Below are 21,991 nucleotides of genomic sequence, written 5' to 3' on the forward strand. Positions count from 1 at the left end.
ATCTTCAACGTTGAAAAAAGCAGGCAGACGGTGAAACCGCCAATCTCCCCCCTTGCGGGGGAGATGGCCGGCAGGCCAGAGGGGGGTGGTGTCCCTCGACCGTCCCAAGGCTGGCATCACTTCCCCGCCCGCCGTCCAGCCGCATACGCCCGCCGTACCCAGGCCGCCATCTCGTCGGGATCATCGAAAGCGCTGTCGGGAACGCCCCAGTAGGGCATGGCGACCAGCTTGCCGTGGCGCGAGCCGGTATAGGTCCATTGCGTGCAGCCGGCGGCCTCGAACTCGGGCGCGCTTTGCTCGTCGGCCTTCAGCATCAACTCACCGCGCAGCACGATGGCGACGATGACACCGTCGAAATAGATGCCCTTGCCGCCGAACAGTTTGCGGATGCTGACAGGGCCGAGGCCCTCGAACAGTTCGGCGATGCGTTCATTGTCCATGCCGCGATCATGTCACCGGCGTTTGGCCTTGTCATCGCCGCAACCAAAATCATGCTGACAGGTTGTGTGAGGTCGATCGGAGTTTCCCGCCATGCCCGTCCTGCTCAAAGGGTCCTGCCGCTGCAATGCCGTGCGTTTCGAGGTGGAGAGCCACACGCCGGCGCCATTCATGCTGTGCTACTGTTCGATCTGCCGCAAGCAGCAGGGCGGCGGCGGGTTTGCCATCAATCTCGGTGCGGACAACGAAACACTGAACATCAGGGGCAAGCGCAGCCTCGGCGTCTTTCGGGCGGAGATCGAGGACGACGAGCATCCGCATTGCGAAATCTCGACCGGCGAGCGCAATTTCTGCAAGAAATGCGGGGCGGCCCTTTGGCTCTACGATCCGACATGGCCGGAACTGGTGCATCCCTTCGCCTCGGCGATCGACAGCGATTTACCCATTCCGCCAAGCAAGGTGCACCTGATGCTGAAATACAAGGCGAACTGGGTGGAGCCGGAGGTTGGCAAGCATGACAAGGTCTTCGACGTCTATCCCGAGGAATCGATCGCCGACTGGCACAAGCGGACGGGCATGTGGGTGGATTAGCGTCCTTCACCCCGTTTACGGCGGGGCGATTGCATATGGGTTTTTACGAAGAGGACCCCCACCCTAACCCTCCCCACAAGGGGGAGGGAACGCTGCCGCGCGCCATCCTTTTGGCGTCGAAACCTCGGGGATTTGCGGAATCAGCGCCTACCAAGTCTCCCTCCCCCTTGTGGGGAGGGATTAAGGGGGTATTCGTAGAGCGCAAGCCAGTCATATGCGATCACCCCTGCCGCTTACGGGGCTGGAAGATCAGGCCGAGGCGCGTGCTTCTGCCAGCGCCTTCAGGTCGGCCGGCTTGAGTTCGACGGATTCGCCGCAACCGCAAGCCGAACTCTGGTTCGGGTTGCGGAATGTGAAGCCGGTGCGAAGCGTCGTCTGCTCGAAATCCATCTCGGTGCCGAACAGGAATAGCGCTGCCTCGGGCGCCACATAGACATGCGCGCCATCGCGCTCGATATGGTCGTCCTTGGTGTTGGGCTCGGTCACCAGATCGACCGTATATTCCATCCCGGCGCAGCCGCCCTTCTTGATGCCGAGGCGGATGCCATGCGCGTTGTCGCGGGTGGCGACAATCTCGCGCACCCGGTCGGCGGCCTTTTCGGTCATCGTGATGACGGCGAAGCGTCCCATTCTTTTTCCTTCCATTCCATGCAGGTTCAAGGCCTGCCGAATGATTCCTCACCTAAAATGGTGAAGTTTTATCCCTGGTGCAAGTGCACCAGCCTCTGTCGGGCTAGTACCAACCCACCGCCACCTGCGCCTCTTCCGACATGCGGTCGGCCGACCATGGCGGGTCGAAAGTCATGTTGACCTCGACGCCGGACACGCCTTCGACGGCGCCGACGGCATTCTCCACCCAGCCGGGCATTTCGCCGGCGACAGGGCAGCCCGGAGCGGTCAGCGTCATGTCGATCTTGACCGAGCGATTGTCCTCGATGTCGATCTTATAGATCAGGCCGAGCTCGTAGATATCGGCTGGGATTTCCGGATCGTAGACGGTCTTCAGCGCCGAGACGATGTCGTCGGTCAGCCGCGCCAGCTCGTCGGCTGGAATGGCCGATCCCGAAACCAGCGCATTGGGCGCTGTTTCCGGAATGGTCTCGGCTGCGATGCTTGCATCATCCATGGTCGTCACCCAAAAAAATCGTCATCCAAAGAATTTGCGCGCTTTTTCAAGCGCCTCGGCCAAAGCGTCGACTTCGGCCCTGGTATTATACATGCCGAACGATGCCCTGCATGTGGAGGTTACGCCGAACCGTTTCAACAGCGGCTGGGCGCAATGGGTGCCGGCGCGGACAGCAACGCCCTGCCTGTCGATCACCATCGACACGTCATGCGCATGAATGCCTTGCAGTTCAAACGAGATGATGGCGCCCTTGCCAGGCGCATCGCCGAAGATGCGCAGCGAATTGATGGCGCGCAGCCGCTCATGCGCGTAATTCTTGAGATCTTCCTCATGCGCGGCGATGCGCTCGCGGCCGATTTTTTCCATATAGTCGAGCGCAGCACCCAGCCCGATCGCCTGGACGATCGGCGGCGTGCCGGCTTCGAAACGGTGGGGCGGCTCGTTGTAGGTGACGATGTCTTCCGTCACCTCCTCGATCATCTCGCCGCCGCCCATGAAGGGCCGCATGCCAGCGAGAATGTCCTTCTTGCCGTAGAGCACGCCGATGCCCGACGGGCCGTAGACCTTGTGGCCGGTGAAGACGAAGAAGTCGCAGTCGAGATCCTGCACATCGATCGGCATATGCACGGCGCTCTGGCTGCCGTCTACAAGGACGGGAATTCCACGCGCATGCGCAATGCGCACGATCTCCTTGATCGGCGTCACCGTGCCCAGCGCATTCGACATCTGCGTGATGGCGACCAGCTTGGTGCGGTCGGTCAGCCGCTTCTCGAATTCGTCGATGTGGAATACGCCGAGATCGTCGACCGGCACCCAGACCAGTTTGGCGCCCTGCCGCTCGCGGATGAAATGCCACGGCACGATATTGGAGTGGTGCTCCATGATCGACAGCACGATCTCGTCGCCCTCGCCGATGTTGGGCATGCCATAGCCATAGGCGACCGTGTTGATGGCCGAAGTCGTGTTCGAGGTGAAGACGATGTTGTCGGTGCTTGGCGCGTTGAGGAAGCGGCGCACCGTCTCACGGGCCTTTTCGTAGGCGTCGGTCGCGGCGTTCGAGAGAAAATGCAGGCCGCGATGGACGTTGGCGTATTCCTGGGAATAGGCATGCTGGATTGTGTCCAGCACCACCTGCGGCTTCTGTGCCGAGGCGCCATTGTCGAGATAGACCAGCGGCTTGCCGTAGACTTCCCGCGACAGGATCGGGAAATCGCGGCGAATCGCTTCGACGTCGTAGAAATCTCCGCTCTTGCCCGGTGCGTTCATCAGATCACCCGTGTGCCACGAACCAGCCGTCGAGCCGCGCTTCCAGCGCCTCGACGATCGCCTCGTCCTCCAGTTCCTCGATCACCTCCGCGACGAAGGCCTTCACGAGCAGCCCCCGCGCGCTTTTCTCGTCGACGCCGCGCGCCATCAGGTAGAACAGATGGTCGTGGTCGATTTCGGTGACCGTCGCGCCGTGGCCGCAAATCACGTCGTCGGCGAAGATTTCAAGCTCCGGCTTGGTCGAGAACTCGCCATCGTCCGACAAAAGCAGCGTGTTGCAGGCCATCTTGGCGTTGGTCTTCTGCGCATATTGATGGACGTTGATGCGGCCCTGGAACACACCGCGCGCCTTGCCCGTCACCACATTGCGGATCACTTCCGTAGAGGTCGTGTGCGGCACGGCGTGGTCGAGCACCATGGTCACGTCGGTGTGGGTGTCGCCGGCCAGCAGGTTGATGCCGCGAAGCTTGAAATCGGCGCCTTCGCCAGTCGTCCTGACCATGATCTCCTGGCGCACGAGCTTGCCGCCGGCGTTCATGACGAACAGCGTCAGTTTCGCATTCTTGCCGATATGGGCCTTGAACTGCGCCAGATGCGTCGCCGTTTCCGGCTGCTCCTGGACGACCAGCCACGTTACCTCGGCGCCCTCGTCGAGCACGATCTGACTTACCGAGCTGCTCAAGGCAGCGCCATCACCCGTCTGCCGTTCGACGATGACGGCCTTGGCGCTGGCGCCGACGCGCACGGGCAGGCGCACATGCGTCTGGCCGCCAGCCTGCAGGTTCTGCAGTTCGATCGGCTTTTCCAGCTTCGTCCCATCGGCAATATCGATGAAATAACCATCGGCAACGAAAGCCGTGTTCAGCGCGCCGATGGCATCGTCGCTGCCATAGGGATCGAGCCCCGGTGCGATGCTGCCGTCGATCAGCTTTTCCGAAAGGCGCTGGAAGGTGACGCCTTCAAGGACAGGCACCTTGGCGTCGGACTTGCCGTTCAGGATCGACACCACGGCGGAACCTTCGACGATCGGTGCGATGGCTTTGGCCATGGCGGCCGGGTCGAAGTCCGGCACGGTATTCAGCAACCGGCGCAGGTCGGTATAGTGCCAGGATTCGACGCGCCGCGTCGGCAGGCCGTGCTTGATCGTCTCGATGGCGTCGTCGCGCTTCAGCATCACCGCGCCGTCGCCCGGCAGCAGCGACAATCGGTCGCCGAACGCGTCGATCAACGCTGTCTCGGCCGGTGTCCGCTGGGGCTGTGTGTGCATATTCATTAGTTTGACCTTGCCCTCTGGCATCTCACGCGGCTTCGCCGATCACGCCGGCATAGCCATTGGCTTCCAAATCGAGCGCCAGCGACTTGTCGCCTGACTTGATGACCTGGCCCTTGTAGAGCACGTGCACGGTGTCGGGCACGATGTGCTCAAGCAGGCGCTGGTAATGGGTGATGACCAGGAACGCCCGGTCCGGCGCCCGCAGCGCGTTGACGCCGTCGGACACGATCTTCAGCGCATCGATGTCGAGGCCGGAATCGGTCTCGTCGAGCACGCACAATTTCGGCTCCAGCAGCTTCATCTGCAGGATCTCGGCGCGCTTCTTCTCCCCGCCGGAGAAGCCGACATTGAGCGGCCGCTTGAGCATCGCCATGTCCATGCTGAGCGAGGCGGCGGCTTCCTTCACCCGCTTCAGGAATTCCGGGATCTTCAGCGGCTCCTCGCCACGCGCCTTGCGCTGCTCGTTCATCGCCACCTTCAGGAATTCCATGGTCGCGACGCCCGGTATCTCCATCGGATACTGGAAGGCGAGGAAAATGCCTGACGTGGCGCGCTCGGCCGGATCCATTTCGAGGATCGACTGGCCGTTGTAGAGGATGTCGCCTTCGGTCACTTCATAGTCCTCGCGGCCGGCGAGGATGTAGGACAGCGTCGATTTGCCCGAGCCGTTCGGACCCATGATCGCGGCGACCTCGCCGGCTTTCACCGTCAGGTTCAGGCCGCGGATGATTTCGGTGCCGTCATCGACGATGCGGGCGTGCAGGTTTTTGATCTCAAGCATTTTTTCGTTTCCTGAATATATATCCGGTCAGCCGACCGAGCCCTCAAGGCTAATCCCGATCAGCTTCTGCGCCTCGACCGCGAATTCCATCGGCAGTTGCTGGATGACGTCCTTGACGAAGCCGTTGACGATCAGCGCGATCGCTTCCTCTTCGGGAATGCCGCGCTGCATGACGTAGAATTTCTGGTCCTCGGAAATCTTCGACGTCGTCGCTTCGTGCTCGAACTGCGCCGTCGAATTCTTGGCTTCCATGTAGGGCACGGTGTGCGCGCCGCACTGGTCGCCGATCAGCAGCGAGTCGCAGTTGGTGAAGTTGCGGGCGTTGGTCGCCTTGCGATGCGCCGAGACCTGGCCGCGATAGGTGTTCTGCGAGTAGCCGGCGGCGATACCCTTGGAGATGATGCGGCTCGACGTGTTCTTGCCAAGATGGATCATCTTGGTGCCGCTATCGACCTGCTGATAACCGTTCGACACGGCGATCGAATAGAATTCGCCTTGGGAATCGTCGCCACGCAGGATGCAGCTCGGATATTTCCAGGTGATGGCCGAGCCGGTCTCCACCTGCGTCCACGAGATCTTCGAGCGGTCACCGCGGCAGTCGCCGCGCTTGGTGACGAAATTGTAGATGCCGCCCTTGCCCTCGGCATCGCCGGGGTACCAGTTCTGCACTGTCGAGTACTTGATCTCGGCATCGTCGAGCGCCACCAGCTCGACCACCGCGGCATGCAGCTCGTTCTCGTCGCGTTGCGGGGCCGTGCAGCCCTCGAGATAAGAGACGTAAGCCCCCTCCTCGGCGATGATCAATGTGCGCTCGAACTGGCCGGTGTTCTTCTCGTTCATGCGGAAATAAGTCGACAGCTCCATCGGGCAGCGCACGCCCTTGGGCACGAAGACGAAGGAGCCGTCGGTGAACACGGCGGAGTTCAGCGTCGCGTAGTAATTGTCGGAGGTCGGCACGACCGAACCGAGATACTTCTGCACCAGCTCCGGATGCTCGCGGATGGCTTCCGAGATCGAACAGAAGATGACGCCGGCCTGCGCCAACTCCTTCTTGAAGGTGGTGACGACGGAGACGGAATCGAACACGGCGTCGACGGCGACGCGGCCTGATTTATAGACATTGTCGCTGACTTCCTCGAGCTCGGAGGCGTCGGTCTTCTGCACGCCGGCGAGGATTTCCTGCTCCCGCAGCGGAATCCCCAGCTTCTCGTAGACCTTCAGCAGCTCGGGATCGACATCGCTGAGCGAGGTCGGGCCGGGCGTGCTCTTCGGCGCCGCGTAGAAGTAGATGTCCTGGAAATCGATCTTCGGATAGTGGACGCGCGCCCAGGTCGGCTCGTCAAGCGTCAGCCAGCGGCGATACGCTTCCAGACGCCATTCCAGCATCCAGGACGGCTCGTCCTTCTTGGCCGAAATGAAACGGATGATGTCTTCGCTGAGGCCCTTGGGGGCCTTGTCCATCGCGATTTCGGTCTGGAATCCGTATTTGTATTGGTCGACGTCGATCTTTCGGACCCGATCGATCGTGTCCTGCACAGCAGGCATATGCGTTCTCCATCCACGCCGGGGTCAAGGCCCGACAGTTTTCAAACTATGGCACCGCCAAAACCGAACCCCAAGAGGTGCTCGCGGCAGCGTAAGTTTAATATAGTGCGCTTCGACCGGGAATTCACCCGGCCAGCATGAAACGCACGGCTCTACCAGGCCGAAAGGCCCAAATTCGTCCAACCGCTACGCGGCCCGTTCTCTATCCGCCCTACGGGCGGCAATACCCGCAAGCGCGGTGCGGAAAAGCTCAACGTCTTCCGCGCCGGTCGCCGGTCCGATGGACACCCGCAAGGCGCCGAGACTGTCGCCGTATCCCATGGCTTTCAGCACATGGCTCGGTCCGACCTTGCCAGACGAACAGGCAGAGCCGGCCGACAGCGCTACACCGGCCAGATCGAAGGCGATCTGCGCGGTTTCGGCTTTGACGCCCGCAATAGCGAAGAATGCCGTATTGGCAAGCCTTGGCGCACCGGTTCCGAAGATTTCCGCGTCCGGCACCAGCGTTTTCACGATGGCTTCGATCTCGTCGCGGCGCCGGCGCACCGCATCCATGCTTTGTAGTCCGGCAAGCGCCTCGCGGGCGGCCGCGCCAAAACCTGATATGGCGGCGAGGTTTTCAGTGCCGCCGCGATGGCCCTTTTCCTGGCCGCCGCCATTGATCAACGGCTTCGGCATCATCAAATCCGAAGCTGCGACGATGGCGCCGACGCCCTTGGGGCCACCGATCTTGTGCGAGGACAGAATCAGATAATCGGCGTAACCCGTTGATAGATCGATCGGAACACGCCCCGCAGCCTGCACAGCGTCGACAATGAGGATACCGCCCGCCGCCTTGACGATCCCGGCGATGCGATCGATCGGCTGGATGACGCCGGTTTCGTTGTTGGCGGCATGGATAGCGACCAGCGGCAGGCCTTCGCTCTTGTCATGACCGCCGAGCACCGATGCCAAGGCGCCGAGATCGGCGATGCCGTTGGCGTCGACACCGATCCGGGTAACCTGCGCTGCCGGGAAGTGTCCGCCATTCAACAGGCAGGGATGATCGGCCTCGGACACGTAAAGCCGGCTCATGCGCACGGTGCCGCGCCCCATCCGCCAGTCTGGTGACAGCAGCGTCGAGGCGGCTTCCGTGGCACCGGAGGTGAACACGATATGCTCCGCCTTGGCGTTGACGAGCGCCGCCACGTCACGCCTGGCGGTCTCGATCAGGCGGCGGGCCGCACGCCCCTCGGCGTGAACCGATGACGGATTGGCGGCGACGTCAAGCGCCGCGACCATAGCCTCGCGGGCCGCGGCAAGCAGCGGCGCACTGGCATTATAATCGAGATAGGCGCGTTTTGCGGCCATTTTCGTCCGTCAAGTCCCGTCAGAAGCCATTCCGATGTCGTATGGCGTTATTTCCTTGAAATTCCAAGGCGAGCCGTCCTATTTACGCGGCTTGCGGCGCGGGTGGCCGGGCTCGATGTCTTGCCACCCAGTTTTGAACAATTCTAAACTAGCTTCTAAGAAGACGCTCGCCTTGCGTCAAGGCCAGAGGAAACGTTCCAGGCACCGCGCGTTCGTATTACCAAGTGGAGTATTTTATGCCTGAGGTCATTTTCACCGGTCCTGCCGGCCGCCTGGAGGGTCGCTATCAGCCTTCCAAGGAAAAAAGCGCGCCGATTGCCATCGTCCTGCACCCGCATCCGCAATTCGGCGGCACGATGAACAACAAGATCGTCTACGACCTCTTCTACATGTTCCAGAAGCGGGATTTCACCACGCTGCGCTTCAATTTCCGCGGCATCGGCCGCAGTCAGGGCGAATTCGACCACGGCACCGGCGAGTTGTCGGATGCCGCCGCGGCGCTGGATTGGGTGCAGTCGCTGCATCCCGATTCCAAGAGCTGCTGGGTCGCCGGCTACTCCTTCGGCTCCTGGATCGGGATGCAGCTTCTGATGCGCCGGCCGGAGATCGAAGGCTTCATCTCGATCGCGCCGCAGCCCAACACCTATGATTTCTCGTTCCTGGCGCCCTGCCCGTCATCGGGCCTGATCATCCATGGCGATGCCGACAAGGTGGCGCCGCCGAAGGATGTGCAGGGCCTGGTCGACAAGCTGCACACGCAGAAGGGCATCACCATCACGCAAAAGACGTTGCCCGGCGCCAACCATTTCTTCGCCAACGATGCCGACCTGCTGCTCGAGGAATGCGCCGACTATCTCGACCGCCGGCTGGCCGGCGAATTGTCGGATCCGCGTCCGAAGCGGCTGAGATAAACAAGAAAAGAACGGACGGCGATGTACGAGCCTCCTCATTTCAGGGAAACGCGGCCGGAAATCCTGCACGGGCTGATCCGAACGCATCCGCTGGGCCTGTTGATTTCCAACGGGTCCGATGGGCCGGTCGCCAACGCTGTCCCGTTCCTGCTCGACGCGGAAATCGGGCCTAACGGCAGGCTGCGCGCCCATCTGGCGCGGGCCAACCCGCAATGGCGCCTGCTGGCCGACAATCCGGCTTCACCGGTATTGATCGTCTTCCAGGGCAGCGATGCCTATGTGACGCCGTCCTGGTACGAGACCAAGCGCGAGACCGGCAAGGTGGTGCCGACCTGGAATTATGCCATCGTGCAGGTTCGCGGCACAGTCAAGGTGATGGATGACCAGGACTGGCTGGCGCAGCAGATCGCCGATCTGACGGCGTCGCAGGAAGGCGCTCGCCAAGCGCCCTGGGCAGTGACCGACGCGCCGGAGCCGTTCATCCAGTCGCAGATCAAAGGCATTATCGGGCTGGAAATCGAGATCAGCGAAATCCACGGCAAGTGGAAGGTCAGCCAGAACCGGCCGGTCGCCGATCGCGTCGGCGTTGCACAGGGGCTGGAAAGCGAAGACCACCAGTCGCCCGGCATGGCCGGCCTGGTCAGATCCTATGGCGGGCTGGACGGCAACTGAACTTCGAATGCTCAGGAAGCCTTCCTTCTCCGCCCAATCAGCCGAAACGTTGTCTTGCGGACCGGCAGTCCCGAAGGCATCGGCCGGAAGATGAAGCCGAGCCGGGCAAAGACCAGCCCGCAGGCCAGCGCGAAACCGCAGCCAAGGCCGAAGCCGGCGACGGTGTCGCTGGGATAGTGCGCGCCAACGAAGATACGGGTCGAGGCGATGCAGGCAGTGATCGCCAGGGCGATGTACCAGCGCCGCGGAAACAACAGCAAAGCGACCCCGAACACCGCGCCCATCGTCGTACCATGGCCGGATGGAAAGCCGGCGAAGCGCGCATCGAAAGCGAAGGGGTGCAGGGTAAGCACGCCAAAGTCCTCGTAATAGAGCGGGCGAGCCCGGCCAATCGCATATTTCAGCACATTGACGGCGATTCCCGACAGGCCGGTGGCGCACAGCACCAGAAAAGCCAGGCAGGTCCAGTTGTAGAGGAGCATCAGCGAGCGCCGGGAGAGGCTTCGCCAATCCGTCAGGTTCGCGGCGACAAGCAGAAGCGCCGCCGGAATGAGATACCAGCCACCCAGGCCGAACTGGGTGAAAAAGTCGGCAGTCCGGGCAAATCCCGCCGACCACTTGCCGTGAAGCATTCCGGCCGGAGTGTCGAGACGAACAAACGCTGCCGCCGTCAGCAAAATCCAGACCAGCACCCAGACCGACCACAAAACGTTCGGGTATCTGGCCGGACGGGTGGCAAGGCGGCTTTTGGCGATCTGCATCGTATCGCGAAAATTGTCGAGCGACCGGCGCCCTACCCCAAGGAGCAGGCTCGAAACGGGCGGGCGTGATTTCACCAGCATAGGAAATTCGACCCCATTGTTGCCGTCATGGGCATCGGCGAGCCGTCACTGGGTTACACGATAGAGGCCGAGCGACAGCTTGTCTCCCGATGAATAGTTGAGGCCGTCGACCTCGGCAACGCGGTTCGCCGACTTGCCTTGCGCCGCCAGCAGCCCATTCAGTTTCTGCTCGTCGCCGACCTGCGCCAGCGCCAGGGCGCAGGCAGGATCGCCGAGCAGATGCTTGGCGACGCCATCGACATCGGTCAGGACGGTCTTGGTGCCGACCAGGAACACCAGGCTCGGCTCGTGATATTCCGCCGAAGCGAGCACCGTGGTGTCGCAAGGCCTGTTGGCCTGGAACGCCGCCTCGATCGCCGGGCTCAGCCAGATCGGCTTCAGCGAAGGCGCGATGACGCCGAACAACAGCCCATAGGTGATGCCCGCGCAAGCCGCGACGGCGCCGATGCGAGGAAGCGGAACCTGCAACTCCCGCGAGAAGGCAAGGTAGCCCGCCCCCAGTGCTGCCGCGGCGGCCGGAATGCTCCACCAGGAGAAGGTGCCGGTGAGGTAGATCGGCGCTCCGACGCAGACCGCCGCCAGGCCAAGGCTGACCACGGCAAGACCGAATGCGGTCGACCACCACAACCAATCCTGCCAGCGCCTGAGCGGCGCATTCGGCTCCTGCGGCGGCAAGGTCAGCAGCCAGCCGATCAGCAGCGCCATGCCGGGATAGGCCGGCAGGACATAGTGCGGCAGCTTGGTCGGGATCAGCTCGAACACCAGCCAGAACGGAATGTACCAGGCCAGGCAGAAACGCAACCGCGGATCGTCGCGCAGACGGTTGAGGGCCTGCAGCCCGGCGCCGACCGCGATCAGACCGAACGGCCACATGAACAAGGAATAGGTCAGCATGTAGAAGCCCGGCGGCAGGCCGTGCGATTCCTCGCCCGAGGCGACCTTGGCCATCATGTCCTTGCCGACGGCATCACTGAGAAAGGCGCCGCCGCTCTTCCAGGTGATGAGGGCCACCCAGGGCAGCACGATGAGCAGCACCAGAGCGACACCGCGCACGAGCTTCAGCTTCAGGAGCCAGCGCCAGTCGCGCTCGAAGGCAAACAGGGCGGCGACCGTCAGCACCGACAGGAGCGGAGCTACCGGCCCCTTGATAAGGATTCCAAGGCCTTGAGCGGCCCAGAATATCCACGGCAGATGGGCGGCCACCGGTTCGTTGCGGCGCGATGCCAGATAGATCTGGGCGAGCGCGCCTTGCGCCGCCACGCAGCAGGCCAGCAGCATGGCGTCGGTCTTGGCGTCACGGCCCTCGAAGGCTGTGGCGAAGATAGCCGCCATCATCAGGCCGGCGGCGAGACCGGCATTGGCCCCGAACAGCTTGGTGCCTGTCCAGGCAATGCCGACGACGGCCAAGGCAATGCCAAGCATGGAGACGAGGCGGTAGACCCAGATCGGCGCCGCCGCCCCCTCGCCGCTCAGCGCCACGGCCGCCGATTGCAGCCAGTAGATGCCGATCGGCTTCTTGTAGCGCGAGGCATCCTGAAAACGGATGTCGACATAGTCGGAGGTTTCGACCATCTGCTTCGTGGCCTGGACAAAACGGGATTCGTCGCGGTCGATGGGTGGAAGGCTCGCCAGTCCGCTGAACGTCATCAGCACGCTGAACAGAAAGAGAAAGAGATAGTTCCTGTTCATCGCGGAGCTTTCCGGATCTGATCTGCGGGATGGCCCCGTCGCGGCGCCTCAGGCCCTGCCCTGCGCGGCGCCTGAATACGCCAGCCCAAACGACGAAGCAAGGATTCGCAAACGCCATCCGCGCGGGCCGCAAAACCGGAAACCACTTTTGCTGATCGCGCTTGGATGCTAAACGCCCGCGTTCATGCACATCCGAGCCACAGCGGCCGGGCGCTTTCGGGAAAGAAACAATGTCCGCCTTCAAATCCGATTTCCTGCGCACGATGAGCGAGCGCGGTTTCATCCACCAGACTTCGGATGATGCCGGCCTCGACAATATCTTCGCCAAGGAGACGGTGACGGCCTATATCGGCTTCGACGCCACCGCCAAGAGCCTGCACGCCGGCTCGCTGATCCAGATCATGATGCTGCACTGGCTGCAGCAGACCGGTCATCGGCCGATCGCGTTGATGGGCGGCGGCACCTCGATGATCGGCGACCCGTCCTTCAAGGACGAGGCGCGCAAGCTTTTGACCCCGCAGGACATCGAAGACAATCTAGCCGGCATCCGCCGCAACTTCATGCCCTACCTCAAATTCGGCAGCGGTCCGAACGACGCCATCATGGTCAACAACGCCGACTGGCTGATGGAGATCAACTACGTCAATTTCCTGCGCGATGTCGGCCGTCACTTTTCCGTCAACCGCATGCTGGCGTTCGATTCCGTCAAGCTGCGGCTCGATCGCGAGCAGTCGCTGTCGTTCCTCGAATTCAACTACATGATCCTGCAGGCCTATGATTTCGTCGAGCTTTACAAGCGTCTCGGCTGCCGCCTGCAGATGGGCGGCTCCGACCAATGGGGCAACATCATCAACGGCATCGATCTCGGCCGCCGCATGGAGGACGCGCAGCTCTATGCGCTGACCACGCCTCTGCTCACCACCTCGTCTGGCGCCAAGATGGGCAAGTCCGCCTCGGGCGCGGTCTGGCTCGATGCGGAGATGCTGAGCCCCTACGAATTCTGGCAGTATTGGCGCAACACCGAGGATGCCGACGTCGCCCGCTTCCTGAAGCTCTACACGACGCTGCCGCTGGACGAGGTGGCGCGGCTCGAGCGGCTCGGCGGATTTGAGATCAATGAGGCCAAGAAGATCCTCGCCACCGAGATCACCGCCTTGCTGCACGGCCGTGCAGCCGCCGAGCAGGCCAGCGATACGGCGCGCAAGACCTTCGAGGAAGGCGCGCTCGCGGAGTCGCTGCCGACCGTCAAGGTCGACAAGACAGCGCTCGAAACCGGCGTCGGCATCCTGTCGCTGCTGGTCACTGCCGGACTGGCGGCATCGAACGGCGAAGCGCGGCGGCATGTGCAGGGCGGTGCCGTGCGCCTGAACGACGAGCCGGTGAGCGACGAGCGCCGCCTGGTGACATCAAAGGATTTGAGTCCGGAAAACATCGTAAAGCTGTCTTTGGGAAAGAAAAAACACATTCTGGTGCGGCCAGTCTGAACTCGATCACCGGTACTCGAAGATCGACCTGAATATTCCAGGCGCGATCACCGACAGCGGATTGATGTCCAGCAGCGGCTTGTTGGCATTGCCCTTGAGCCGGTAGGTGACACCGATCAGGCCACGGTCGCGGCCATTGCCGAGCAGCGCGCCAACGATGGGCAATTCCCCGAAGATGCGATTGAGGCCATAGACCGGCATGAACGTGCCGGTCATGTCCATGTTGTTGTTCTGGTCGTAGAGCGTGCCCTGGAACGTCGTGCCGATGCGCGGACCGCGCAGCACGCCATTGGCCAGTTTCAGATAGCCGCTGCCCTTGTCGATCTCGGCGTAACCGCGTTCGAACTTCACCCGCGACGTGTCCAGCTTGCCCTTGACCGCCTGGTTGAGGCTGCGGTTGTCACCGGCCGGCGTGGTCGAGACGATGGAGGCGAGTTTCGGTTCGTTGACGACGAAAAAGTTGCTGGTGTCGACCTTGCCCTTGAGCGATCCGTCGCTCGGCCCGGCCAGTGCGAGCGTGATCACGCCGCCTTCCATATGTTCGTAGATGTTGAGGAATCTCAGAATGGCGCCGGCGTCCGCGGACTGCATGTTGAGCGTGCGCCGGCCGGCGCCGGTGGTGTTGCTGATTGATATGGCCGCACCTGAACTGGCCGTGGCGCTGACCTTCAGCCCGTTCACCCGCGAGCCGGCCGCGCTGTAGCCGAGCTTCAGATTGGACAATTGCTCGTCGTGGAAACCGGTCAGCCGGTCGACATCGGCGCTGACGGAAATGGCGTCGGAACCGGTGGTCTTGGTCGCCGTGTCGACGTCCGAGGTGAACTGCTTGATGAGCGAGCGGGCATCGAGCGCGTTGCCCGATATGTCGACCGCATAGCCCTTGCCGGATCGCTTCACCGACACGGCAACGTCGTCGCCCCTGTTCAAGGTGACCTTGCTGAACCGCGCCGACGACAAGGCGCCGTTGACCAGCACGATGCTGCCGTCGACGGAGAACGTCTTTCCGTCGAGGTCGAAATCGGACAGCGTCATGGTCTCGCCGGACCTGGTCATGACGAAGGTGACCTTGGCGGGAACCCCTGCCCCCTTGCTCCAGCCCGCCCAGGGAATGTCCAGCCTGGCATTGGTCAGATCGGCCGAGACGTTCTGATCGCCGCTGCCGTTCTTGTCGATCGCCACCTTCACCGTTCCGGCAAGCAGCGGCTTCAGGCCGGGCATGGCGGCGGCGCGGATCTTGTCGTCGAGCACCAGGGCCACCTTGCGGCTGCGCGCCGGCCCGTCATCCCTAAGCGGCTCTACCAGATCGAGTTCGGCCGGAATGCCGTTCAGCAACGCCTTGGCGGAGATCACCGCCTTCTCGGGATCGACCGTGATCGAACCGTCGGCATCCGTCACGATCTGGCCCTCGAAGGGCTTGGCCAAGGACATGCCGCTGTAGTCGAGCGACACCAGCCAATCGAGCTTCGAGGAGTCGACACCGGACTGCAGCGGAATATCCGCCTTGACGTGGCCGGTGACGCTGCCCGACAACTCTTCCGGCAGGATGCCGACATGGCGCATGGCGTTGATCGGCTCGTAGGATGCGAGTTCGGCAACGGCGGATGCGTCGCCGTCGACATCGATATCGAGCGCGCCGACGACCGGCGGGCGGTTGGCCGCCTTGACCGTCAGCGTGCCGTTGCTGGCCGCCACGGTGCGGCCGTTGGGCATGTAGACGGTGCCCGAGGATAGGGAGATATCGACATCGTTGCCGCGGAAACCGACGACGCCGACCGCGTCGCGTATCGGCGGGATGCGGCCGGCGGTGTCGAATCGCGATCCCTCGATCTGGAAGCGGCCGAACACCTCATCGGCCGAAAGCGGCACGCCGTTGCCGAGCCGGCCCGGCACCACCTGGAACTGAAGGTTGGCGTCGACGACACGGCCGCCGAACAGATTGGCCAGCACCCAGAGCCGGGCATTGCGCGCCGAAAACCACGGCCACAGCTGCTTGACGTGAGAGACCTGCATGTCGTGGATGTTGAACGCCAGATTGATCCCCGGCACTTTGCCGTCGACGAACGCCACGGCAGCGGTGCCAAGCACCTCGCCGGAGCCGGCGGACCGAAGCGCGATCTGCTCGGCGACCAGTTTGTGGCTCACCGTGTTATAGACGCCGGCAATCCGGGCGAGGAAGGTGAGCGCCGGCTCGGGCGAGTCCGAAGGCGCAAGCGACGACCCGTCGCTGGTCAGGTCGTAGCGATAGGAGGGTTCTTCACCCACCGCTCCGCTTGCCGGCTTCGGCCCGATCGACCCGGCGAAATCGAATGTCGAGCGGCCGGTCTTCAGCAGCAATCTGTCGACCTGGATCTTGTTGCTGCCCGCAACCAGCGTCGCATTGATATCGACGTCCGCCGGCAGCAGTCCTCGCGTGCCGAGATCTAGGACTGAACCCGTCGACGACAAAGCGGCCGTCAGCCGCGATGCGTTCGCGCCGAACCCTTCCGATCCCGTCAGCTTCAGCGCGACGGTTCCCAGCTTGCCGGTAGCGGCCGCCATGTCGCCGGTATCGGCCACATCGACGCTCGCATCCAGTGCCGTGACGCGGTGCGCCGCGATATCGCGGGATGCGGAAGCGGCAACGGTAGCCGTCCTGCCGTCGATGTCCGCCGTGGACGAGAACTGCATGCCGCCCGGGCCTGACTGCACGACGGTGGCGTCGGTGAGCTTGACGAGCTTGATCGCTCCGGTTTCGGGCAGCACGAATTCGACATTGCGAAGGTCGATCCGGCGCAGCGAATCCTCCCGCACGGCATCGAGTGCGTGGTTGATGTTTCCGAACACCGCGGCGGACAGCTTCTCCGGATCGATGAGGCCGTCCGCATTGCGCAGGCCGGCGGTCCAGTCGCCGCCGGACGGCATCGCAGCCACGACGATGCGGGCATCCGAGATCCTGGCGCTGGTCAGCCGCACATCCCCCCACAGCAGCGGGAACAGACGCACGCCGAAGCGCACGCGGCCGGCATCGGCCATCGGCTTGCCGTCTGATGTCTTCAAGCTGACGTCGCTGACCTGAAGCGCGATGAAACTCGAACCGTCGAGCGTGATGCGGGCAGGCCCGACCGCGACATTGACATCGACGCCCGCCAGTTTCTCGAGCGCCGTTTCCGCCTCGGTGCGAAGCCGGTCGGCTCCGATGCCGGAGGCGCCAACCAGATAAACGAGCATGGCGGCCAGCAGCACGAAAGCGACCAGACCTGCGAACAGTCGCGACAGGATGCGAAAACCGCGTCCGATCGACGCCTGACCGAGCGGCGGCACACGGCAGGCGGACGGAAAGGTCCCCAGGTCGGTGATCTCATCACGCCTGAACCGGATCTTCTCGTGCTGCGGTCGCTCCTGATCCACGCAATTTTCCGTTGTACGAACTCGATCGTGGACGAATCCCCGTCCGACACTATATCGGTGTGGCTTCGCGCGTAACCTCAAACAAGGGCATCGGTATGGCTGACCTCGACGTAGGCGATCTCGCGCCGCAATTCGACCTGCCGCGGGACGGCGGCGGATCAGTCAGCCTTGCCGCATCGTCCGGCAAGCCCATCGTGCTCTATTTCTATCCGCAGGACGACACAACAAGCTGCACGCAGGAGGCGATCAGCTTCTCGCAGCTGAAGCCGGAGTTCGAGAAGGCCGGCGCCGTGGTGATCGGCCTGTCGCCCGACCCCGTCAAGAAGCACGACAAGTTCAAGTCGAAATACAATCTCACCATCGACCTCGCCGCCGACGAGGAGCGCAAGGTGATCGAGGCCTACCATCTGTGGGTCGAGAAATCGATGTATGGCCGCAAGTATATGGGGGTCGAGCGCGCGACGTTCCTGATCGGCCGCGACGGGCGGATCGCTGGGATTTGGCGCAAGGTCCGCGTCAAGGGCCATGCGGAAGAGGTGCTTGAGGCCGTTCGTGCGCTTTGAGATTTTACCGGCGAGGCCGGCCCGGTTTCCCTTACAACCTTGCGCACGCCTGGCGGGCAACCGCTGCGGACAAGTCGGCGCTGCAAGCCTTTGTTAACCTTAATAATGTGTAGTCAAGCTGTCGTGGTGTCGTAAACGAAAGCTTGGTCCCGTGAACGCAACCGGTCAGTCCGCAGTATTCGGCAGGCGTAAGGAGCCCCATACGGTCATCATCGCCCGGGGCAACGAGATCAGGCATTTCACGATCCGGCCGTGGCTGGCGGCCTTTATCGGCTCGGCGCTCGCCGCCATTGCCATAGGCTACCTCATGGCCACCTCCTATCTCGTGCTGCGCGACGATTTGATCGGCGCCACCACGGCGCGTCAGGCGCGCATGCAGCAAGCCTATGAAGATCGCATTTCGGCGCTTCGCGCGCAGGTCGACCGCATCACCAGCCGGCAGTTGCTCGACCAGCAGCTGATGGAAACCAAGGTCAGCGAACTGCTTGAACGGCAGAGCCAGCTGAGCCAGCGTCACGGTCGCCTTGGCCCGCTGCTCGAACGCGCCGAGAGCGAAGTCGGTGCAGCGCCGGCCGAATATCCGGCAGCGGTTGCGAAGTCGGACAAACGCGCCGAAGTGACCGGCAGCATCAAGGAGCCCGCGCGGAACTATGCGGTCGCCAGCCTGAGCGCCGATCCCGGGGCCGGCGACACAAGGCCGTTCTCGCTGTGGTCGACCCGCTCCGATCCGCTGCCCAACGATTCAGCCGCCGATCGTGCCGACAAGCTCTTCGTCTCGATCAACCAATCGCTGAGATCCATCGAGAGCGATCAACTGACCCGCATAAGCACGCTTGCCGACAATGCCTACAAGAGCGCCGATGCCATCACCCAGGCGCTCGAGGCGGCCGGACTGCCCGTCGACAGCGACTTCGGCAAGGGCGACAGCGATGTCGGCGGACCGCTCATCCCGGTCGACAGTTCGATGATGTTCGACAGCAAGGTCAAGGAGTTGGACGAAGCGCTTGACGCGCTCGACCATCTCAAGAAGGAAGCGCGCCAACTGCCGCTGACCAACCCCGCGCCGGGCCACTCCGTCACCAGCCCGTTCGGCGTGCGCACCGACCCGATCCTCGGCACCGCGGCACTGCATTCCGGCATGGATTTCAGGGCGCCGATCGGCATGGCCGCCAAGGTCACCGCGCCCGGCACCGTCACCAAGGCCGGCTGGAACGGCGGCTATGGCCGCATGGTGGAAGTCGACCACGGCAATGGCTTTGCGACACGTTACGGGCATCTCAGCGAGATCGACGTCACCGTCGGCGAGAAACTGGACGCCGGCGCCGTCATCGGCAAGACCGGCAGCAGCGGCCGCTCGACCGGCCCGCATCTGCACTACGAAGTCCGTCACAATGGCGAAGCGATCGATCCCTTGCGCTTCCTCACGGTCGGCAAGAAGGTCGCCCAGTATCTGTAAGCGATCCTGGGCTCCTGCCCCATGCGCCGATGATCATCATGATGGCTGACTAAGGCGCTCCCGCCGACAGAAACGCCGTCGCTGCCGAAACCAGGGTGGCTGCGCCGACCTTCAACGCGGCCTCGTCGACACGAAACCGGGCGTGATGGAGCGGAAAGACCGATCCAGCCGCTTCGTTGCGGATTCCGAGGCGAAAATAGACCGAAGGGCGTTTCTCGCTGTAGTAGCCAAAGTCGTCCGCGACGGTCCATCCGGGCGTGTTAAGGACATTGTCGGGTCCGATGCAGGCCTTGGCACTGGCGACAATCAGCTCGGTCATCTCGACGTCGTTGACGACGCCGGGTTCGCCCTTGTGGATGTCGACCTGCACACTCGCGCCATGGGCCGTCGCTATTGCCTCCAATATCGCATGAACGCGCCGCCATGCCCGCTCGCGGGTGGCGTCGCTGCCGCTGCGGATCGTCCCTTTCAGCGTGACCTTGCCGGCGATCACATTGTAGGCGTTGCCGCCGTTGATGCCGGTGACGGAAATGACCAGCGGATCGTAGGGGTCGATCTCGCGCGAGACGATCTTCTGCAATTCGCCCACCATGGAGCAGGCCACGGCGATCGCATCGATGCCCTCATAGGGCTTCGCCGCATGCGCGGCCGAGCCTGTGACGACAACGTCAAATGTATCGCAGGCCAGAGTATAGGGGCCGGAACTCACGGCGATCTTGCCGGTCGGCGTGTACGGATCGACGTGGACGCAGATCGCGGCATCGATGTCGTCGAGAAGCCCCTCTTCCACCACGCGCTTGCCGCCCGACGGTTCGTCTTCCTCCGCCGGCTGGAAGATCAGGCGAACGGTACCGCCAAAACTGTCCCTTGATTGGTGAAGGTGCGCGGCGACCGCAAAACCCATCGATGCGTGCGCATCGTGGCCGCAGGCATGCATCACGCCGGGATTTATCGAGGCATAGTCGACGCCGGATTCCTCGTCGATCGGCAAGGCATCGATGTCGACCCGGATAGCCACCTTTCGATTTGACGGCTTGCCGGTGCCGACAATGTCGACCGCCAGGCCAAAGCCCGCCACGTCGCGGATGTCGGCAATTCCCTGACCGGCCAGCATCTGCCTGAGATAACTCTGCGTGCCGGCCTCTTGGTTCGAGAGCTCCGGATTGCGGTGCAGATGGCGGCGGATCTCGATCATCCGGTCGAGAATTCCGGCATCGATATCGATCGTGCCGGGAATCGCAGAGCCGCTTGCCATGGCCGAACCCTCAGGATTTGACATGGATCTCTCGCGGGAACTTCGTCAGCGTCTCATTGCCGGTTTCGGTGACCAGGATGGTCTCGCTGATCTCGATGCCCCAGCCGTCCATCCACATGCCGAGGATGGAATGCACGACGTTGCCCGATTCAAGCACAGTCTTGTCGCCCGGCCTGAGGCTGATCGTGTGTTCGCCCCAATCCGGCGGATAGGCGACGCCGATGGAATAACCGATGCGCGATTCCTTCTTCAGTCCGTGGCGCTGGATGACCTTGCGCCAGGCGGCTTCGACGGCTTCGGCAGTCGTTCCCGGCCTGACCGCGTCAAGGACCGCGTCCATGCCCTCGATCACCGCTTTTGCCGTGTCGGAAACATTCGTCGGCGTCTTGCCAAGCTGCATGGTCCTGGCGAGGCCTGCGGCATAGCGGCGGCAGACCCCAGCAAGTTCCAGCGCAATCGTCTCGTTTTCTCCGAACCGCCTGTCGCTCCACATGATGTGCGGCGCCGAGGCATTCTCGCCACCGAGGATTGTCGGCGGAAGCGCGGTGATGTCGCCGGCAAAATCCGGGCTGCCCGCGATCTGCGCCGCCTGGATGGCGGCGATGGCATCGCACTCGCGAACACCTGGCGCGATCACCTCGAAGGCCCCCGTGACGGCCGCTTCGGCCAGGGTCGATGCCTTGCGCAAATAGGCGATCTCGGGCGCTGATTTGACTGCGCGGATCCAGTTCACCAGCAGGTCGGCATCATGCCATTTTGCATTGGGAAGTCCGGCGACAAGCCGGGCGTGCGCCTTGGGGGAGAAATAATAGGCTTCAAGTTCGATGCCGATATGTCTGCTCCCCCAGCCCTTGGCGACGATCCAGCTCGCGATCCAGTCCATGGGATGGCGATCGACGCGCTGAACATGATCTTCCGGAAAGCCGACCACGTTTTCCGGTTTCATCCAGGCGGTCAGAAGACCGCCGGCCGCATCCATGGCGCGCCCGATCCAGACCGGCTCGACCTCCTCGATTGGAACCAGCACCACCTGCGGCGTGTAGAACGACCAGCCGTCATAGCCGGTGATGTAATGCTGGTTGGCAACGTCGTTGACGACAAGGAGCTCGAGATCGCGCTTCGCCATCTCGGTGCGGATCTTGCGAAGCCGCTGTTGGTACTCGTCGCGGGCAAACGGCAATTCGATCATCTTTGCTCCATGCTTTGTCAGATCAACGGTCGCGGGGTTCGCTCACCATTGAAGAGGTTTCACCATGGCGGCAATCGGCCAGGACGACGCGTGGGCAGGTCCTGGACCGAATACGCCCTCCACGGCCTTCCTCCTGGAAAGCTTCGTGGTAAATTCATTTTTGAATTCCATTT

Annotated in this window: 19 protein-coding genes; 6 read left to right on the top strand and 13 right to left on the bottom strand. The window is 62.8% G+C overall.

The genetic code is table 11. The features are described from left to right. Positions 1 to 116: 116 nt before the first annotated feature. Entirely contained in the window at positions 117 to 440 is a 324-nt protein-coding gene (locus NKK51_RS10885) for a TfoX/Sxy family protein (RefSeq protein ID WP_128303267.1), read from the bottom strand. 91 nt (positions 441 to 531) lie between these two features. Here NKK51_RS10885 and NKK51_RS10890 point away from each other — a divergent pair, with 91 nt between their 5' ends. After that, positions 532 to 1,029, top strand: coding sequence for a GFA family protein (locus tag NKK51_RS10890; RefSeq protein ID WP_352552740.1), 498 nt, complete (start codon positions 532 to 534; stop codon positions 1,027 to 1,029). A gap of 249 nt (positions 1,030 to 1,278) precedes the next feature. Here NKK51_RS10890 and sufA read toward each other — a convergent pair whose 3' ends face one another. The 7 genes from sufA to NKK51_RS10925 all read right to left on the bottom strand — a co-directional run bounded on the left by sufA (position 1,279) and on the right by NKK51_RS10925 (position 8,370). Next, positions 1,279 to 1,659: a Fe-S cluster assembly scaffold SufA gene (gene sufA, locus NKK51_RS10895; protein WP_023810316.1), complete on the bottom strand. Its 381-nt coding sequence runs from the start codon at positions 1,657 to 1,659 to the stop codon at positions 1,279 to 1,281. A 103-nt stretch (positions 1,660 to 1,762) separates the two neighbouring features. After that, positions 1,763 to 2,155, bottom strand: a complete 393-nt coding sequence (locus tag NKK51_RS10900) for an SUF system Fe-S cluster assembly protein (protein ID WP_023810315.1) — start codon at positions 2,153 to 2,155, stop codon at positions 1,763 to 1,765. Positions 2,156 to 2,176: 21 nt separating this feature from the next. Beyond that, a complete protein-coding gene (locus NKK51_RS10905; RefSeq protein WP_352552742.1) occupies positions 2,177 to 3,421 on the bottom strand; it encodes a cysteine desulfurase in 1,245 nt (414 codons plus the stop codon). 4 nt (positions 3,422 to 3,425) lie between these two features. Next, on the bottom strand, positions 3,426 to 4,694 hold the full coding sequence (sufD, locus tag NKK51_RS10910; protein ID WP_352552744.1) for a Fe-S cluster assembly protein SufD: 1,269 nt from the start codon (positions 4,692 to 4,694) through the stop codon (positions 3,426 to 3,428). 25 nt (positions 4,695 to 4,719) lie between these two features. Then, positions 4,720 to 5,475, bottom strand: coding sequence for a Fe-S cluster assembly ATPase SufC (gene sufC, locus NKK51_RS10915; protein ID WP_027037001.1), 756 nt, complete (start codon positions 5,473 to 5,475; stop codon positions 4,720 to 4,722). A gap of 27 nt (positions 5,476 to 5,502) precedes the next feature. Further along, on the bottom strand, positions 5,503 to 7,020 hold the full coding sequence (gene sufB / locus NKK51_RS10920; RefSeq protein WP_352552746.1) for a Fe-S cluster assembly protein SufB: 1,518 nt from the start codon (positions 7,018 to 7,020) through the stop codon (positions 5,503 to 5,505). A 186-nt stretch (positions 7,021 to 7,206) separates the two neighbouring features. Further along, positions 7,207 to 8,370, bottom strand: coding sequence for a cysteine desulfurase family protein (locus NKK51_RS10925; protein WP_352552748.1), 1,164 nt, complete (start codon positions 8,368 to 8,370; stop codon positions 7,207 to 7,209). A gap of 236 nt (positions 8,371 to 8,606) precedes the next feature. Here NKK51_RS10925 and NKK51_RS10930 point away from each other — a divergent pair, with 236 nt between their 5' ends. After that, positions 8,607 to 9,281, top strand: coding sequence for an alpha/beta hydrolase (locus NKK51_RS10930; protein ID WP_023669128.1), 675 nt, complete (start codon positions 8,607 to 8,609; stop codon positions 9,279 to 9,281). A gap of 21 nt (positions 9,282 to 9,302) precedes the next feature. Further along, positions 9,303 to 9,953: an FMN-binding negative transcriptional regulator gene (locus NKK51_RS10935; RefSeq protein ID WP_352440138.1), complete on the top strand. Its 651-nt coding sequence runs from the start codon at positions 9,303 to 9,305 to the stop codon at positions 9,951 to 9,953. Between the two features lie 11 nt (positions 9,954 to 9,964). Here NKK51_RS10935 and NKK51_RS10940 read toward each other — a convergent pair whose 3' ends face one another. Together NKK51_RS10940 and NKK51_RS10945 are read right to left on the bottom strand one after the other, a co-directional pair. Next, a complete protein-coding gene (locus NKK51_RS10940) occupies positions 9,965 to 10,795 on the bottom strand; it encodes a phosphatase PAP2 family protein (protein ID WP_352552750.1) in 831 nt (276 codons plus the stop codon). Between the two features lie 45 nt (positions 10,796 to 10,840). Then, positions 10,841 to 12,484, bottom strand: a complete 1,644-nt coding sequence (locus tag NKK51_RS10945) for an ArnT family glycosyltransferase (RefSeq protein WP_352552752.1) — start codon at positions 12,482 to 12,484, stop codon at positions 10,841 to 10,843. A gap of 230 nt (positions 12,485 to 12,714) precedes the next feature. On the opposite strand from NKK51_RS10945, the gene tyrS reads away from it, so the two are divergent. Continuing rightward, the gene (gene tyrS / locus NKK51_RS10950; RefSeq protein WP_352552754.1) at positions 12,715 to 13,968 is read left to right on the top strand and encodes a tyrosine--tRNA ligase; all 1,254 of its coding nucleotides are present in this window, start codon (positions 12,715 to 12,717) and stop codon (positions 13,966 to 13,968) included. Positions 13,969 to 13,974: 6 nt separating this feature from the next. On the opposite strand, the gene NKK51_RS10955 is transcribed toward tyrS, so the two are convergent. Then, positions 13,975 to 17,355, bottom strand: a complete 3,381-nt coding sequence (locus NKK51_RS10955; protein WP_352552756.1) for a hypothetical protein — start codon at positions 17,353 to 17,355, stop codon at positions 13,975 to 13,977. 95 nt (positions 17,356 to 17,450) lie between these two features. Here NKK51_RS10955 and NKK51_RS10960 point away from each other — a divergent pair, with 95 nt between their 5' ends. Both NKK51_RS10960 and NKK51_RS10965 read left to right on the top strand, forming a co-directional pair. Further along, on the top strand, positions 17,451 to 17,918 hold the full coding sequence (locus tag NKK51_RS10960) for a peroxiredoxin (RefSeq protein ID WP_352552758.1): 468 nt from the start codon (positions 17,451 to 17,453) through the stop codon (positions 17,916 to 17,918). Between the two features lie 151 nt (positions 17,919 to 18,069). Further along, positions 18,070 to 19,374 carry a M23 family metallopeptidase gene (locus NKK51_RS10965; RefSeq protein WP_352552760.1) on the top strand — a complete coding sequence of 435 codons (1,305 nt, stop codon included), beginning with the start codon at positions 18,070 to 18,072 and terminating at the stop codon, positions 19,372 to 19,374. A gap of 49 nt (positions 19,375 to 19,423) precedes the next feature. On the opposite strand, the gene NKK51_RS10970 is transcribed toward NKK51_RS10965, so the two are convergent. Both NKK51_RS10970 and NKK51_RS10975 read right to left on the bottom strand, forming a co-directional pair. Beyond that, positions 19,424 to 20,653 (bottom strand): M20 metallopeptidase family protein, encoded by a 1,230-nt coding sequence (locus tag NKK51_RS10970; protein WP_352552761.1) that lies wholly within the window; start codon positions 20,651 to 20,653, stop codon positions 19,424 to 19,426. Continuing rightward, complete coding sequence (locus NKK51_RS10975) at positions 20,640 to 21,818, bottom strand: M24 family metallopeptidase (RefSeq protein WP_352552763.1); 1,179 nt, start codon at positions 21,816 to 21,818, stop codon at positions 20,640 to 20,642. The genes NKK51_RS10970 and NKK51_RS10975 overlap by 14 nt, the downstream gene beginning before the upstream one ends. Between the last annotated feature and the right edge of the window lie 173 nt (positions 21,819 to 21,991).

Source organism: Mesorhizobium sp. M0011 (genome assembly GCF_040324155.1).
GTDB lineage: Bacteria > Pseudomonadota > Alphaproteobacteria > Rhizobiales > Rhizobiaceae > Mesorhizobium.

Bases quoted from the DNA above. Each gene is read 5' to 3' on its own strand.
- NKK51_RS10885 (WP_128303267.1), bottom strand. From the start codon at position 440: ATGGACAATGAACGCATCGCCGAACTGTTCGAGGGCCTCGGCCCTGTC.
- NKK51_RS10890 (WP_352552740.1), top strand. From the start codon at position 532: ATGCCCGTCCTGCTCAAAGGGTCCTGCCGCTGCAATGCCGTGCGTTTC.
- sufA (WP_023810316.1), bottom strand. From the start codon at position 1,659: ATGGGACGCTTCGCCGTCATCACGATGACCGAAAAGGCCGCCGACCGG.
- NKK51_RS10900 (WP_023810315.1), bottom strand. From the start codon at position 2,155: ATGGATGATGCAAGCATCGCAGCCGAGACCATTCCGGAAACAGCGCCC.
- NKK51_RS10905 (WP_352552742.1), bottom strand. From the start codon at position 3,421: ATGAACGCACCGGGCAAGAGCGGAGATTTCTACGACGTCGAAGCGATT.
- sufD (WP_352552744.1), bottom strand. From the start codon at position 4,694: ATGAATATGCACACACAGCCCCAGCGGACACCGGCCGAGACAGCGTTG.
- sufC (WP_027037001.1), bottom strand. From the start codon at position 5,475: ATGCTTGAGATCAAAAACCTGCACGCCCGCATCGTCGATGACGGCACC.
- sufB (WP_352552746.1), bottom strand. From the start codon at position 7,020: ATGCCTGCTGTGCAGGACACGATCGATCGGGTCCGAAAGATCGACGTC.
- NKK51_RS10925 (WP_352552748.1), bottom strand. From the start codon at position 8,370: ATGGCCGCAAAACGCGCCTATCTCGATTATAATGCCAGTGCGCCGCTG.
- NKK51_RS10930 (WP_023669128.1), top strand. From the start codon at position 8,607: ATGCCTGAGGTCATTTTCACCGGTCCTGCCGGCCGCCTGGAGGGTCGC.
- NKK51_RS10935 (WP_352440138.1), top strand. From the start codon at position 9,303: ATGTACGAGCCTCCTCATTTCAGGGAAACGCGGCCGGAAATCCTGCAC.
- NKK51_RS10940 (WP_352552750.1), bottom strand. From the start codon at position 10,795: ATGCTGGTGAAATCACGCCCGCCCGTTTCGAGCCTGCTCCTTGGGGTA.
- NKK51_RS10945 (WP_352552752.1), bottom strand. From the start codon at position 12,484: ATGAACAGGAACTATCTCTTTCTCTTTCTGTTCAGCGTGCTGATGACG.
- tyrS (WP_352552754.1), top strand. From the start codon at position 12,715: ATGTCCGCCTTCAAATCCGATTTCCTGCGCACGATGAGCGAGCGCGGT.
- NKK51_RS10960 (WP_352552758.1), top strand. From the start codon at position 17,451: ATGGCTGACCTCGACGTAGGCGATCTCGCGCCGCAATTCGACCTGCCG.
- NKK51_RS10970 (WP_352552761.1), bottom strand. From the start codon at position 20,653: ATGTCAAATCCTGAGGGTTCGGCCATGGCAAGCGGCTCTGCGATTCCC.
- NKK51_RS10975 (WP_352552763.1), bottom strand. From the start codon at position 21,818: ATGATCGAATTGCCGTTTGCCCGCGACGAGTACCAACAGCGGCTTCGC.